This is a genomic window from uncultured Campylobacter sp. (genome assembly GCF_937973075.1).
GTDB lineage: Bacteria > Campylobacterota > Campylobacteria > Campylobacterales > Campylobacteraceae > Campylobacter_B.
This window is the reverse complement of record NZ_CALBWL010000039.1, coordinates 1-14,934: the sequence shown is the minus strand read 5'-3', so window position 1 is coordinate 14,934 and position 14,934 is coordinate 1. Positions and strand designations below refer to the sequence as shown.

The following is a 14,934-nucleotide window of genomic DNA, read 5'->3' as shown; positions in this document are numbered from 1 at the left end:
GCAGTTAAAACGCCGAAGCAAATTTAATAAGATCAAGATGCGGCGCAAGGCTCACAAAGACTCTGCACATAGTATTTCAAAGCGCTACACATAAAATTTATTAGCTGAAAAGAAGCGATACTGCTTAGGATAAAATTTTAAATTTACGCCGCGAATAAGCCATCTCTCCGCTTTGAATTCATAGATTTATCTTTTCTTGCAAATTCTTTTTATGCTCATCCAAAATCCCGTAACTATAAAAAATAACACAGAAATCGCCGCTACGCAGAATAAGAACTTACCCGCCTCGCCGAAGATATAGCCCGAATGCACGCTCAAAACGGCTTTATGTATAGCAAAAGGGCGCGGCATGGTGCTTTTCGCATCATCATAGCGAGTATGCCGCAAGATGCCCTTTTTAACGTTTACGCTCATCGTGTTCATATGCTCTTCGCCCTCTTCGCCTTTATCGAAATAAAAGATCATAAAATTTTCTCCATCTTTTTGAGCGATGATGTTAAAGAATTCGTAGTTTTCACCGCGTTCACGCTTAAAAATATCAATTGCCGTCTGCAAATTTAAAATTTTATCTTCATCCTCGAGCGAAAATCCTCGCACTTCGGTAAAACTCGTTTTTCTAAAAATTTCCTTTTCGCCTAGCGCTCTGTTAGTGATTTTGGCTATCCAATCATACGACCAATAAAGCCCGCTAGCGCTTATCGTAAGCAAAATAGGCAGCAGCAAAACTCCGACCGCGCCATGCAAGCTATATAAAAACGCAAAACCTCTCGCTTTAAAATTTATCCTAAATGCGCGTAAAATTTTCCCTCTAAAGCTAGGATAATAAATCACCGCGCCTGAAATTAAGACCAAAATAAATATAACCGTGCTAAGCGCCACGATATTTTTGCCTATCAGCCGCAGAGTTTCGTTTTTGCTTAGCCCAAATCCCAGATTGGTATGTAGGTTTAGCATTACGCCGATAAACGTATCACCTATGTTTTCCGAAGTAATTTCGCCGCTATAAGGATCTATAAAATATGATTTAAACTCGCCGCCAGAATCTGTGCCGGAAAGCCTAATCGCTTCGTTTTTGTTTTGAGGAATCCTATAATAACTGAGCGTAAAACCGGGCCTAGCTTTTCTGAAAATATTTAAAATTTTGGCGGGCTTAAGAGCGTCTTTTTCGCTCGAGCTCAAGAAAGATTTGCTTTGATTTAACGCATCTATAATCTCATCATGATACGAGATAATAGCGCCGCTAAGGGCTACGATTAAGATCGGCACGCAGCATATAAGCGTCAAAACAAGATGGACGTTTAACCAAAATTTTTTCCTTTTTAAAATCGCCATTAATTTCCTTAAATTTTAAATCCGCGGACGAAATTTATGCGCCGCAAATTTAAAAGTTTACGTTAAATCCAACCTGCGCCTTCATCCCGTCTACGACCATCATTTGATAATTTCCCGAGCGCGTTAGTACGAATTCGTTGAATATGTTATAAAGCGTAAAATTTAAACTTGCGTCTTTTGTGAGCTTATAGCTCGCGCCCAGATCAAAAAGCGTGTATGAGCGGATATCCTCATCGTAGCTTAGGCTATCGCGCGTCCTACTATAATAATTTATTTGCGACCATAAGTTTAGCTTGGAACTTACATCGTAATCAAATCCTAGCTTTACCGAATGGATTGGAAAATTATTTAAGGTTTTGCCCTTCTCGTTACCCGTTTTTTGCTCGGATTTCGTATAGGCATAGTTTGCATGCAGCTTCAAATTATCTAAAATTTGATAATCGCTACTTAGCTCTAGACCCCTAACCTCGGCTTCTCCGACATTTATAGTGTCCCAAATACCGCGCCTATAAGTTTTGCCGTTATGCACACAAGGATTTCCTGGTCTTGGGCGGCAAATCAATTTGGTAGAAATTCCATCTTTGATTTCGGTATAAAACGCAGTAGCGCTAAAGTTAAATTTATCGTTATCGTCGTAAGAAAACCCGCCTTCGTAGCTTATGCTGCTTTCAGGCTTTAAAGAGCTTCTGCCGATCTGCGCTCCCTGACCTCCTGCGAACGGCAGGGCAAGGCCCTCACTACGCTGCTTAATATCCGGAGTTGAATATCCCGTCGAAACGCCGCCTTTAATAGAAAAGCTTTCGTTTAAACGATAAACGGCATAAGCGCGCGGCGATATATGGCCGCCGTAGTCTTTATCGCGGTTATATCTGATTCCACCGGTTAGCGTTAAATCATCAGTTAGATAAAAATCATCCTCGCCGTAGATCGAATAATCCCATCTTTTGACATTTGCCTCATCTGCGGTAGTAGCGGCTTCGTTTAATCTCTCGCTTCGGTATTGCACACCCAAACTCAAAGCATTTGAATCGAAAAAATATGAGCCTTTAGAATTTAGCGTAGTCGTTCTAAGACGCAGATCCTGGGCGCCGCTTTCTTTCATGCTATCGTAATTTGCGTAGCTATCTATCATAAACTTATCGTATTTTCCCTGATGAGACAGGCTTGCGGTGTAGCCTTTCATATCCTCTTTCGCAATATCGTTATTGCCTCCCGAGGTTGTTCGCGTACGCCCGTATGTACGCCTAAATTTATTATTTACTTTACGATAATCAAGCGCTACCTCATCGTTTTGCGTTACGTTATACATCAGTTTTGCGCCCATATTCGTCTCTTCATTATTTCTATTCGCATAAGGCTCTTTGTCCTCTATCTTTTCAAAAAATCTGCCGTAAAGTGCGATACCTAGCACGTCCGGAACGATAGCCCCGTTTAGATAAAAACCCGTTTGATAATCACCTTTTATTTGCGATTTTTTAGCGAAAGTATAGTATCCGTTTACATTACCGCTAAGCTCATTTGAAAAGCCCTTGGTGATGATATTTATTACTCCGCCCATAGCGTCGCTGCCGTAAAGCGAGCTCATAGGACCGCGGACGACCTCTATACGCTCTATCGCATTTGCGGGAGGCAAGAAATTCTGACTGCTACCAATACTTCTTAATCCTTTATAAGCACTATCGCTGGTTGCGGGCTTGCCGTCGATTAAAATTTTTGTATATTTTTGAGATAGGCCTCTTAGGCTTATGCCTTTTCTAGATGCAGCACCTAGCGTTGCGGTAAAGGCACTCGGCAAATCCTCTACCATTGCAGAGATATCTTGATAGTTACGTTTTTGTATCTCTTTTTGCGTAAGAACGGAGATAGAAGCGGGTGCGTCTTGGATATTTTGCCGATAGCCCGTAGCACTGACTACGGTAATTTCACCCAAATTTACGCTTTTGCCTTGTTTTTCTAACTCGCTCGATGTCCCGGCTGTCGCTATAGCAGTGATCAGCGATAATTTATATATTACGCGCACAAACGCCCCTTTTCTTATTAAAATTTAAACTCATTTTACTATAATAAGATATGCATTATCAAGAAATACTAAACGGTAGAGGGATTATTTTAAACGCTAAAGGGATAAGATGAGCAAGGAGATAAGTTTAGATGATTTTTTGCAAAAAATATCTAACGACATTGAGCCGTCTAAGCAATGTGGGTATAACAAAACCGAGCTTGAAAGCGAAAGTATAAAATTCGACTTTAGCTCTTTTTATACGGGCGGAGAGATAGGATATTATAGCAGCGATATAATTTGCAGAGATTTCCTTTTGCATCGCCACGAACGGGGCAGCCGCTATTCATTTTTATTTTTCAATACTGGCGAAAATCCTATCTGCTTCAGATCGGATAAAGATCAATTCGTTTTGAATAAAGGTGAGTTTTGGCTCGGAACTATGCAAAGCAAATTGCGTGGCGTTCACGAGCTTGAAAATAAACACTATAAAAGCTCCTGCATAGCGCTTAGCACCGCTTTTGCAAATGAGCTGGGAATTTTAAAAAATTTGAATTTAGATCAAGCCGTTTGCATGAAGAAATTTAAAACAAGCGCCGTGCAAAATATTATCCTCAAAGAGCTCGAAAATGTCACAATATACGACGGCAAAATGCGCGAAATTTTTATGGAAAGTAAAATTTTAGAGATGCTTTATAGAAGTTTTCATAAATTTAATGAGCCCGAAAATGTGCTTAGTCTTGATGAAAATCGCATAAAAACAGTTCAAAAAGCAAAGAAAATGTTACTCGAAAATATGCAAAATCCACCTAGCATTAAAGAGCTCGCTCATCTTTGCGCCACGAACGAATTTGCACTAAAAAGGGATTTTAAAGCATATTTCGGCACGAGTGTTTATGCGATGCTGACAAATGAACGGCTTGAGATTGCAAAAGAGCTATTGAGCGTAGATCAAATCAGCGTAAGTGAAGCCGCTAAAATGGTTGGATACAATAATTTATCGCATTTTTCTAAAATTTTTAGGACTAAATTTAATATACTGCCGACGCAACTGAAAAAGGATATAAAATTTTACTACTCGGATTAGAATTTCTTGCGACCGACTATCTTTTAGAAGCCACACTCTTTCGCAACTGCATATCAAAATCTCATAAAATTTTATATCGCAACCAGACCCGCAAAATACGGAATTTAAATTATAAATGCCGCCGAAGCCTTGTCGGCAAAAGCGAGCTGCGATCAATATCGCAGCTGCGCGTATGTTTGGACGCCAAAGGGCGCCTTAAAATTTTAAATGCGTCTAAGCCTAAAACAGGCTATAAACCTCATCGAGCGTGAAGTGCTTTTTATCGATCTTGCCGCCGTAGTATGGCTTGATATCCTCGTCAAAAGCCTTGTGAAAAAATTTTGCTTTATACATTTTTACCAGGCTGCTGTTGACCGCATCAAGTAGCTCGGTATTGCCCTTAGATAGGGCAACGGCGATATAATCTACCTTGCCGAGATTGATGATTTTTGCATCAAGCGCGGCATCGTTTCTAGCGTATCCGAGTACGACCGTATTATCGTCGGCAAAGCCTATGCCCTCGCCAGCCTTTAGTCTGGCGACACACTCATTCGCGTCGGCACATGTAGCAATCTCATAGCCCGCGTTTTTGAAGTGCTCCTCGGCAGTTGTGCCTTTAACGCTTAGAATTTTTTTATGCGCGATCTGATCGATTCTTGAAATATTATCGTCCTTACGGCTTAACACGCCGATTTGTACTGAATAATACGGGTAAGAAAAATCGACTTTCTGAACGCGATCTTTTGTGACGGTAAGCTTGGAAACGATGAGATCTACTTTGTTTTGCTCCAGTGAGGGGACGCGATCTTTAGATGCTACGGCGATAAAGTCGATTTTGATCTTTTTATTGCCGAATAGATTTTTAACCAGCTCGTTTGCCAAATCAACTTCAAAGCCCTTCAGCGTGCCGTTATCATCGAAGCTAAACGGGGGCTGGGAATCTTGCAAGCCTATGCGAATTTCGCCTGCTTGCTTGATATCTGCTAGGGAATTAGCGCAAAGCGCGCCAGCACCCAGCAAAATACTTAGTAGAATTTTTTTCATATTTCGTCCTTTGAATTAAAACATTTTATAAAGATCATCTAGCAAGAAATATTTTTTCTCAGCCTTTCCCTTGTAAAAAGGATCTATGCTATCGTTAAAAATTTTCTTGAAAAAGCCATTTTTGCTGAGCTTAACAAGCCCGTCGTTTAAGGCGTTTAGCAAGTCATCGTTGCCTTTTTGCACCGCGATAGCTAAAAAGTCCGTCGTGCCTAAATTCTTGATATTTACCTCTACCTTGCGATCTACGACCGAATAGCCCAAAACCACCATATTATCGTCCGCATAGCCGCTGCCGCGACCGGATTTTAGCGCGCGGAAGCATTCGCTCGAACTAGCGCATGAGATAACTTTAAAGCCTTCCTTGTTAAAATAATCAAAAGCCGTAGTGCCAGGCTCTGCTAAAATTTCTTTATCTTGTAAATCGTCTACGGTTTTTATATTATCATCGGTGCGGGTTAGCACGCCGATATTTACGCTAAAGTAGGGATTTGAAAAATCCACTAGCTTCTCGCGCTCTTTCGTAACCGTGATGGCTGCGATATCTAAATCGACCTTGTTATCTTGCACGGCTGTGATACGGTCGTTGCCTAGAGTTACAACATATTCGATTTTGCCGCCCTTATCGCCGAAAATTTCCTTTGAAAGCTCTTCAATAAGCGAAATTTCAAAACCGCTATATCTTCCATCCTCAGAGACGCTAAGCGGCGGCAGTGAGCCGTCTATTCCGATACGAATGAGCCCTTTTTCTTTGATCTGCGCTAAAGAGTTAGCAAATAACGAACACGAAGCGATTAACAACGCAAATATAATCTTTTTCATAAAATTCCTTTAAATTTTACTAAAATTTGCCGGCGAATAGAATTCCATCCATCGCCACTTTAAATTAAAACAAGCTGTAAAGATCGTCCAGCAAGAAATACTTTTTATCAATGGTGCCTTTATAAAAAGGCTCAATACTCTCATCAAAAATTTTGGTAAAAAACCCCTTTTTACTTAGCTCAATTAGTCCCGCATTTACCGCGTTAAGCAGCTCAGTATTGCCCTTTTGCACCGCGATGGCCAGGAAGTCCGTCGAGCCTAAATTCTTGATATTTACCTCAACCTTGTAATCGACTACGGCATAAGCAAATACAAGTAGATTATCATCGCCGTATCCGTCGCCCTTACCCGATTTTAGATCATTAAAGCATTCATTCGCGCTCGCACACGGTACTACGTTATAGCCCTGTTTCGTAAAGTAATCAAACACAGTAGTGCCGGGTTGCGCCAGTATAGTCTTTCCGTTTAGATCGGAGACCTTTCTGATATTATCGTCGCTACGAGTTAGCACGCCGATATTTACGCTAAAGTATGGATCGGAGAAATCTACCAGCTTCTCGCGCTCTTTCGTAACCGAGATTAGCGCGATATCTAAATCAACTCTGTTATCCTGTACCGCTTTTATACGATCATCGCCTACCGTTACGACATATTGTATCTTGCTGCCTTTATCACCGAAAATTTCTTTAACAAGCCCTTCGATTAAGAGTATCTCAAACCCGCTATATTCGCCGGCTTTAGCGACGCTAAACGGCGGAGACGAGCCATCTATACCGATTCGAATAACCCCTTTTTCTTTGATTTGAGTCAAAGTGTTGCTAAGAAGCGAGCACACAGCCAGCATTAACGCCAAGATTATCTTTTTCATAGCGTCCCCCTTTTTTTAAAAATTACAGCAAGCTATAAAGATCGTCCAGTAAGAAATACTTTTTCTCTGCAGTTCCTTTGTAGTAAGGCTCGATGAAATTATCGAACGAATTTTTGAAAAAGCCCTCTTTGCTTAGCTTGATTAGCTCGCCGTTTAGAAAATCCAAAAGCTCCGAATTGCCCTTTTTCACGCCAATGGCCAAGAAATCCGAAGTGCCTAAATTTTTGATATTTACTTCAACCTTTTTATCTAATACCGGATAAGCCAGCACGACTAAGTTATCATCGGCATACCCGTCGCCCTGTCCGGCTTTTAGCGCCTTGTAGCAAGCGTTTGCGTTATCGCATCTGGCGATATTATAGCCTTGCTTTTCAAAGTATGTTTCTGCGGTACCGCCGCTAAGAACTAAAATAGTTTTATCTTGCAATTCATTTAAGGATTTAATCTTATCTTCGACGCGGGTTAGAATGCCTATATTGACGCTAAAATACGGGGTCGTAAAATCGATCTGCTTCTCGCGCTCCGGAGTTACGGTAAGAGTTGCGATAACCGCGTCGACCTTATCTTCTTGTAGGAATTTTATACGCTGATTTGCAAGCACGGAGGTAAACTCCACCTTTCCGCCCGATGGAAGCATATCTTTAGCGATGGCATTTGCCATATCGACCTCAAAGCCCTGATGCACGCCGTCTTCTATCTTGCTAAACGGTGGCTGCGCGTCATAAACGCCTATTCTAAGCACTCCGCTACTTTTGATCTCGGAGAGCGATCTGGCGCAAAGCGCACTACTAGCTAAAGCTGCTACGAGCAGACTTAAGAGAAATTTCTTCATCCTTTTTCCTTTCTCATAAATAATTTCAAAACCATTGCCACGGCTACGGAAAACCTCAAAATCCCGCCCGAATGGCAAGCAGACATTAAATTCGCCTGCAGGCGAAAAGCAATTTTAGCTTTTTATATCTTTAATGATTATTAAATAGTAAGTAAAGTCGCCAAATAAATTCGCTTTTTCATTGTTTGCTTCGATTTTGCGCAAGCTTCTTTTAGAATTTTCGTCCGCATCCTAGCGATAGAATTTAAAATTTTGCAAAATTTTAAAGCCACAAAATTTTACAAAATTTTCAGAGTAGGATTGGGTGAGAAATTTTATGAGCGCTTTAAAACTCGCGATGAAATTTTAAAATTTCATGAGATCAAATCTTGCAGGTTGCATTTGGCAAAACAGCACAAAAAAGGAGTGAAATTTTAAAATTTCGCGCTTTAGCGCAGACATAGTGGAATTCAAAATTCTTAAATTTATACGCTCCGCCCAGCAAAACGAAATTTTAAAATTTTTAGCAAGCGTCATATTCTATAAAGTAGGCAAAATTAAATCTGTGCCACGCTGCGGAATTTCGCGATAAAAGTCACGCCGCCAGCGCTAAATTTTGCGCCATAAATCATACTACAAACATCAGTTTGGCGCAAAGTACTATGATGAAGCCGAATACAAAGGCGATTTTGTGGATATTTGCTCGTAAAAACTCAGGCGCGGGCCTTCCCATCGCGCGGCAACTTAAATTTATCGCTACGCACACGGCGATGATGAGCGCGAGCGTGACTTTTAGCATAAAGATTTTTTGAAACGGCGTGCCGAAATACCCGCCGTTAGCACTTCCGACCCAGCGGCTCATCATCATTCCGCCGGTGATAATCAGCGTAAAAAGACAAACTGGCATAATCTTAATCGCGCGCGAGCCGATCGCTTTTTTAATGCGCTCAAAATCCGCGCCCAGCGTGCTTTTAAGCCGCGAAAAAATCATGACGTCGAAAAATATGTAACCCAAAAAGATAATGGCGCAGATGAGATGGACGATCTGCACGTAAGGATAAATTTGCTCCACCACCGCTCCTTGCTATGAAATTCGGCCCATTTTATGCGAAATTTCAAATTTTAGCAATGATTTTCATCAACGCGCCGCGAGCGGTTAAATTTAAGCCGATCGTGCGAGCGACGCAAATAAATTTTGGCAAAATCGCGCGAGCAAATTTAAAAGTAAAGCCGCGCAGCTAAATTTAAAAATGGCCGCATTCGTAAATTTACAAAATTTACGAGCAGCGCCGCGCGGATAAATTTTATAAAATTTCAAAGCATCATCGAAAAGATTATGCCGAATATGATTAGCGGGATATTAAAGAAAATAAAAGTCGGCACGCAGGTATCCCACATATGGCTATGCTCGCCGTCGATATTCAGCCCCACGGTAGGTCCGAGCGTGCTATCGCTCGCAGGCGAGCCCGCATCGCCGATACCGGCAGCCACGCCGATGATAAAGATCGTCGCCGCCGTGCTAAAGCCCAGCTGCGCGGCTAGCGGACAATAAATCGTAGCGATGATAGGGATCGTGCCGAAGCTCGAACCTATGCCCATCGTCACAAGAAGTCCGATGCCGATCATCAGCAGCGCGCCGCCGAGCTTGCCGCCGCTTAAAGTGCTCGCTACGTGCACCAGCTCGTTCACGCCGCCGGTTTCTTTTAAGATCGTGCCGTATCCTGCGGCGATCAGCATCAAAAACGCGATGTAGCCCATCATATGCACGCCTTCGTCAAATACGCTATCGAGCTTCTTCCACTCGATGCCCTTACTAGCAAGCATTACTAAAATTCCGCTAAGCGCGGCAAACGGAAGGGATTTGATCCAAATTTGCACCGCGAAGCACACCGCGATACCCGCTAACGCGCCCCACTCTCGCATACCCATCTTAAGCTCGCTAAAATGCGCGTCCAGGCTCTGTTTAGTTTCGGCATACTCTCTTGGCTTGCGGTAGTAGATCACGGCCAGCACTAGCCCCACGAGCATCGGCACGGCGCTTAGCCACATCACGCTCGATATGTCGCTTAGGCTTACTGCGATGCCGTTTGCGTTCATATTTTTTTCGATTAGTCCCATAAAGATAAGTCCAAATCCCAGCGGCAGCGCCATATACGGCGTCTGCAAGCCGAACGTCAGCGCGCACGCTACGGCGCGGCGGTCGATCTTTAGCGAGTTCATGATCTTAACTAACGGCGGGATCAAAATCGGGATAAAGGCGATATGCACGGGGATTAAATTTTGTGAAAAGCACGCAAAAAAGGCGATCGAAAAGATAAAGACGTATTTTTTATCGCTGATTAAATTTGCCACCGCGCGCACCAAGATCGCCGTTAAATTAGTCTTTGAGATCGCGCTTGCGATGACGCCTAGCAGCAGATACGAAAGCGCGGTTTCTAAATTTCCGCCCATGCCGAGGCTGCCTGCGTTTTCGGGGTTGCCGTTTATGAATAAATTTATAGCGTCTCCTAGCGGGATCTTGCTTGAGAGCACGGCGCATATCGTGCCGATTAGGATCGCGAGCATTACGTTGCACCTAAACAAGCACAGCGCGCACATTACACAGATACTGATAAATACGGGATTGGTAAGCATCTTTTGCCTTTTTTGGAATTTTTGCAATTATATAGAATTTAGGGCTAAATTTTGCTAAAATCGCGCAAAAAATCGGCTAGGACAGCGATGAAATATTTTTACTCCTCTTTTGTAGTAAGCCTAATTGCGCTTGCTATCGCATTTTATATAGGCGGTGCTGGTGCAGCTTATATCTGCGCGCTTTTGTGCGCACTTGAAATCAGCCTCAGCTTCGACAACGCCGTAGTCAATGCCAAGGTGCTAAAAGATATGGCGCCGGTGTGGCAGAGCAGATTTATCCTCTGGGGCATTCCGATCGCGGTTTTTGGCATGAGGTTTTTATTCCCCGTGCTAATCGTCGCCGCAAGCGCGCATCTGGGTCTTTGGGAAACCCTCGTGCTGGCGCTTAAGCAGCCGCACCGCTACCATGAAATTTTAAGCGAGAACGAAGCGCAAATTTACGTTTTCGGCGGCGCGTTTTTGTTGATGGTCTTTTGCGATTTTTTCTTCGATGCACAGCGCGAGCTACACTGGCTAGGCATAATCGAAAATAACGGGCTCGTGCGATTTTTAAAGCGCATTCCAAACGCGCCCACGCTGATCGCTCTAGCCGCGGGGCTCGTGCTGCTTGCTAAAACGGGCTCGGCGACGCTCGGCGCGGCGTATTTCGGCGCGATTTTACTCTATCTACTCATCTCCTGCTTCGGAGGGCTTTTCGGCACGGACGGCGTAAAAAACGGCCTTGCAGGCTTTTTATACTTAGAGACCCTGGACGCGAGCTTTAGCTTCGACGGCGTGATCGGCGCGTTTGCGCTAAGCGATAATATCTTCATCATTATGCTAGGTCTCGGCGCGGGCGCGATGTTCGTGCGCTCCATCACGCTGTATCTCATCGCCCGCGGCACGCTGTCGCACTTCGCGTATCTGGAGCACGGCGCGCACTACGCCATCGCGTGTTTGGCGTTTATAATGTTTGCTAAGCTGAAATTTGAAGTAAGCGAGATCATAACCGGCACCGTGGGGATCTTATTCATCGCGCTATCGCTCCTTTCGTCGGTGCTTTACAACCGCCGCAACAAACGCAAACTAATCGAAACGATCGCGGGAAACAACGAGTAAAATTTCATCGCATATCTTGCCGTGCGCGAGATCAAATTTTAAAATTTCGAGCTACTGCCGCAAGCGGTAAATTTTACTCGCTTGCGCCGCGTTAAATTCCAAGAGACGCCAAATTTCAAGAAACGCCAAATTCTAAAAAGCGCTAAATTTAAAGACGCGAACGATGAGATTAAAATTTTACGAAAAGCATTAAATTTTAAGCCGCGAGATGGCATTTTAAATTCAAATCAGCGGTCGCGCGAACTCAAGCCTTTATCGCGCAATCTCTGTAGCTCCTCGCCGCCGAGGGACGTGCTCTTTGCGGGCTCGCCGCTCTCGCTTGCGCCGCCAAAAAATCCTTCATTTAAACGCAGCTCGTCAATGATACCAAGAAGCTGTAAAACCTCAGCCTTTATCCGCTCGGCGTCTTTTAGCGTAGTGCGCGGCGAAAACAGCGCGGCTTCGAAGCGGTTTTTCGCGCCGTTTAAAAATAGATAAAATTTACCGTCCATAAACGCCGCGCTAAGAGCGATCTTGGGCGCAAGCTTAAGCTTCAAAGCTCCGAGGCGCCCCATAAAGCTAGGCGTCAAAAGATATCGCGCCTCGATCTTATCGCTTGCGAACACGCGAAATTCCTCTCCGAAAATCACGTCGTCCATCAGCTCCTGATCGCCTAAAAATTTAGTGCCTGGCGAGCGGTCCGCGATGATGGTTTGCCCCTTAAATTTCTTATAAAACTCGCACACCAAAACCGAGCCGCTAAAGGCTTGCACATATTCGCCGAGCCTCCAAGCGTTCCAAAGCGCGATCGCCGATAGCAAAAAAGTCGCAGAAAGATCGCTCTTGGATCTTTGAGATAACTCTACAAGCCTCATAGATTCTCGCGTTTCATAGATTTTTATCGCCTCGCTTAGGCTAAATTTTACCCCTTTATACACGCCGTCTATCTGATCCTCGGCTACGAATTCATTGCTCGGATAGATGCCCGTTTTGCGGATCTCTTCTTCGTCTATGCCGCTTTGTGGCTCATATCTAAAGGCGGGATCGATATCTGAAATGATGGCGCGGATGAAGGCGTCTTTGTAAAAGGCGTTGTACTCCCACTTGGCGATGGAATCATCAAAAATCCCCCATACGCAGCTTACCGCAATTATCGGGATCATCGCGGACATCAGCACGGCGGAGGAGTATTCGTTTTGAATCAAGCCGTGGATAAACCAGCCGACGGAAAAAACCGCGATGCATAGCAATAAAATCAGCGGTTTTAGAAATTTTATCTTGCACTGCTGCTGCTTTTTTGCCAGCTCCTCTATCGCTCTGTCAATATCCAAATTTAACTCCAAATTTGATTTGCCGAAATTTTGCCCCTTATTTTACGCTAAATTTTATTAAAATTTCATCCGTTAAGCGGGTTTAAGATTTTTTATGCTATTTTTGCGACCTATTTCGATCAAAAGGCGAGAGATGATAAATTTACCGAAAAATTGCGTGGTTTTTACCTATCCGAAAATGGGCGACAGCGGCAAATTTTTGCCGGAGGAGTTGCGCGACGCGGCGGGGCTTACTGGCTGCACGCTTCAGTGCAAGGCCTACGAGAGCGCGTTTACGCAGATAAAAGCCCTCGGCTTCGAGCTTATCGCCGTAGGCAGCATGGGCGAGGCGGGCACGAGCGAGTTTAAGCGCGCTACGGTCGCCTCGTTTGAGTTCATAAACGACGAAAAATTCGAGCTTGAAGCGCCGCTTGGGCTCGGAACCTTCACCACCGGCGACGGGAAGAAATTTTACCACCGCCAAACTCTGATTTTTAGAGGCGGCAAGGAGATAAAGCGCTTTAGCCGAATCGCTGAGCCCGAGCAAGACGCACAAAACGTACTTGCGGCGCTAAAGAGCCTATGATCGATCACTTCGGCGCCGCGCTTTAAATTCGCGCTCCAAACGCGCTGCGATACAAGGCTGGAATTTAGGGCGGAGCGTATTTCTCTTAAATTCAGCATTTTTAATTAAAATGGCGCTAAATTTAACGGAGGCGGGTATGAAAAAATTTCTATTTTTGGCGCTGTTTTGCGCCATTGCGGCAAACTGCGACGAGAGCGGGCGGATAGATAAAATTTCCGCGGCGGGCAAAACAACAAGCATCGGCGAGACCGCAAGTGCGCGCTTTATAAAGAGCGGCGAAGCAAGCGCCGGCTCGCAAAGCAGCGCCGATGCGGTCATCCAAACGGACGGAATTTCGCGGGCGGATCTGCAAAGCTGCATCGTAAAAAGCGACGAAGGCTCCTGCGAGCGCGTCGCGCGCGGCCTGAAAAGCGGCTGCGAGCGCAAAGATCAGCTATCGTGCTTTTTCTACGCAGATGCGCTAGGGCGCGGTCTGGGCATGGAGAAGGACGTCGTGGCGTCGTTTGAGCTTTTTCGCGAGCAGTGCGATGCCGGCAGTAGCGAAGCGTGCTACGAGCTGTCGGTCAAGTATCTCCAAGGAATCGGCACCCCCCAAAGCTTTGAGCTCTCGGGCGAGGCGCTAGATAAGGCGTGCAAAATGCACAACAAGCGCGCCTGCGCGGTGCTCGATCTACTACCGAAAAATTAGCACGACAGAGGCAAAGCGCTTCTTTGGGCGGCACAGAATTGCTTTTTAGGGCTAGACCGCGTAGATTGCCGGACGCCTTGCAAATTTCGCCGCACGAAAGCTTAAATTTTACAACTCGCACCTAGATGAGCGTGCGATCCGCATTTAAAGGCGCCGATCACCGCGTAGCAGCCCCGTTTTGCTTCGAATAAGCGAGGTTCGGTTTTAAAATTTAAAGCGATTTTCGTGGGTGTGGTGCGATGAAGCAGTAAATCGGGGCGAGCGGCAGATAAACAAAATCAAAAGGAGCAGAGATGAAAGCTTTAAAGCTTGCGCTGGCTGCGGCACTGGCGCTTAGTTTGGCAAACGCGGGCGGCGAAGCCAAAGAGTTTAAATTTAGCGGCGCAAAAACTAGCGCGCTTTTAGCAAAATGCAGCAAAAAGGACGCCGCCGCATGCTACGAAGCGGCGATGAGATACGAGCTGGGCGGTCGCGGCGTCGTGCGAAACCGCCTCAAAGCGCAAGGCTTTTTCGCAAACGCGTGCGAGCTCGCCACCCTCGCCGAGCGGAAGCGGGGAGATAAAATGGGCGGCGCAGGTGGGCGCGCGATGAGCGATCTGCGCGAGCGAGCCTGCCTGGGCAACGCGGCGGCGCTGGAGAGTTTCGCGAGCGGGCAGTGCCGCAGCCTCTTGATATACGACGAGCTTTGCGAGAGCGGCTC

14 protein-coding genes are annotated in these 14,934 nt (G+C 45.1%); 5 read left to right on the top strand and 9 right to left on the bottom strand.

Annotated features, from left to right (window positions below; all coding sequences use genetic code 11):
• Positions 1-186: 186 nt before the first annotated feature.
• Both Q0274_RS05290 and Q0274_RS05285 read right to left on the bottom strand, forming a co-directional pair.
• Positions 187-1,332, bottom strand: a complete 1,146-nt coding sequence (locus Q0274_RS05290; protein ID WP_298028207.1) for a PepSY domain-containing protein — start codon at positions 1,330-1,332, stop codon at positions 187-189.
• Positions 1,333-1,381: 49 nt separating this feature from the next.
• Positions 1,382-3,352 carry a TonB-dependent receptor gene (locus tag Q0274_RS05285; protein WP_298028205.1) on the bottom strand — a complete coding sequence of 657 codons (1,971 nt, stop codon included), beginning with the start codon at positions 3,350-3,352 and terminating at the stop codon, positions 1,382-1,384.
• A 109-nt stretch (positions 3,353-3,461) separates the two neighbouring features.
• Between Q0274_RS05285 and Q0274_RS05280 the strand changes: the two genes are divergently transcribed.
• Positions 3,462-4,418, top strand: a complete 957-nt coding sequence (locus Q0274_RS05280; RefSeq protein WP_298028204.1) for an AraC family transcriptional regulator — start codon at positions 3,462-3,464, stop codon at positions 4,416-4,418.
• Between the two features lie 219 nt (positions 4,419-4,637).
• On the opposite strand, the gene Q0274_RS05275 is transcribed toward Q0274_RS05280, so the two are convergent.
• The 6 genes from Q0274_RS05275 to Q0274_RS05250 all read right to left on the bottom strand — a co-directional run bounded on the left by Q0274_RS05275 (position 4,638) and on the right by Q0274_RS05250 (position 10,573).
• On the bottom strand, positions 4,638-5,441 hold the full coding sequence (locus Q0274_RS05275; protein ID WP_298028202.1) for a transporter substrate-binding domain-containing protein: 804 nt from the start codon (positions 5,439-5,441) through the stop codon (positions 4,638-4,640).
• A gap of 15 nt (positions 5,442-5,456) precedes the next feature.
• Entirely contained in the window at positions 5,457-6,260 is an 804-nt protein-coding gene (locus tag Q0274_RS05270; protein ID WP_298028201.1) for a transporter substrate-binding domain-containing protein, read from the bottom strand.
• Between the two features lie 64 nt (positions 6,261-6,324).
• Positions 6,325-7,128, bottom strand: a complete 804-nt coding sequence (locus Q0274_RS05265) for a transporter substrate-binding domain-containing protein (protein WP_298028200.1) — start codon at positions 7,126-7,128, stop codon at positions 6,325-6,327.
• 22 nt (positions 7,129-7,150) lie between these two features.
• Positions 7,151-7,960, bottom strand: coding sequence for a transporter substrate-binding domain-containing protein (locus Q0274_RS05260; protein ID WP_295150425.1), 810 nt, complete (start codon positions 7,958-7,960; stop codon positions 7,151-7,153).
• 607 nt (positions 7,961-8,567) lie between these two features.
• On the bottom strand, positions 8,568-9,011 hold the full coding sequence (locus tag Q0274_RS05255) for a copper resistance protein CopD (RefSeq protein ID WP_298028198.1): 444 nt from the start codon (positions 9,009-9,011) through the stop codon (positions 8,568-8,570).
• 242 nt (positions 9,012-9,253) lie between these two features.
• Positions 9,254-10,573: a Na+/H+ antiporter NhaC family protein gene (locus Q0274_RS05250; protein ID WP_298028197.1), complete on the bottom strand. Its 1,320-nt coding sequence runs from the start codon at positions 10,571-10,573 to the stop codon at positions 9,254-9,256.
• Positions 10,574-10,660: 87 nt separating this feature from the next.
• Between Q0274_RS05250 and Q0274_RS05245 the strand changes: the two genes are divergently transcribed.
• On the top strand, positions 10,661-11,671 hold the full coding sequence (locus Q0274_RS05245) for a DUF475 domain-containing protein (protein WP_298028194.1): 1,011 nt from the start codon (positions 10,661-10,663) through the stop codon (positions 11,669-11,671).
• 227 nt (positions 11,672-11,898) lie between these two features.
• Here Q0274_RS05245 and Q0274_RS05240 read toward each other — a convergent pair whose 3' ends face one another.
• Entirely contained in the window at positions 11,899-12,981 is a 1,083-nt protein-coding gene (locus tag Q0274_RS05240; protein WP_298028192.1) for a DUF3137 domain-containing protein, read from the bottom strand.
• Between the two features lie 133 nt (positions 12,982-13,114).
• Here Q0274_RS05240 and Q0274_RS05235 point away from each other — a divergent pair, with 133 nt between their 5' ends.
• The 3 genes from Q0274_RS05235 to Q0274_RS05225 all read left to right on the top strand — a co-directional run.
• Positions 13,115-13,546, top strand: a complete 432-nt coding sequence (locus Q0274_RS05235; RefSeq protein WP_298028190.1) for a redoxin — start codon at positions 13,115-13,117, stop codon at positions 13,544-13,546.
• A gap of 136 nt (positions 13,547-13,682) precedes the next feature.
• Positions 13,683-14,234, top strand: a complete 552-nt coding sequence (locus Q0274_RS05230; RefSeq protein ID WP_298028189.1) for a sel1 repeat family protein — start codon at positions 13,683-13,685, stop codon at positions 14,232-14,234.
• Between the two features lie 293 nt (positions 14,235-14,527).
• Positions 14,528-14,934 (top strand): hypothetical protein (locus Q0274_RS05225; RefSeq protein WP_298028188.1); only part of this gene is annotated, 407 nt, incomplete at its 3' end.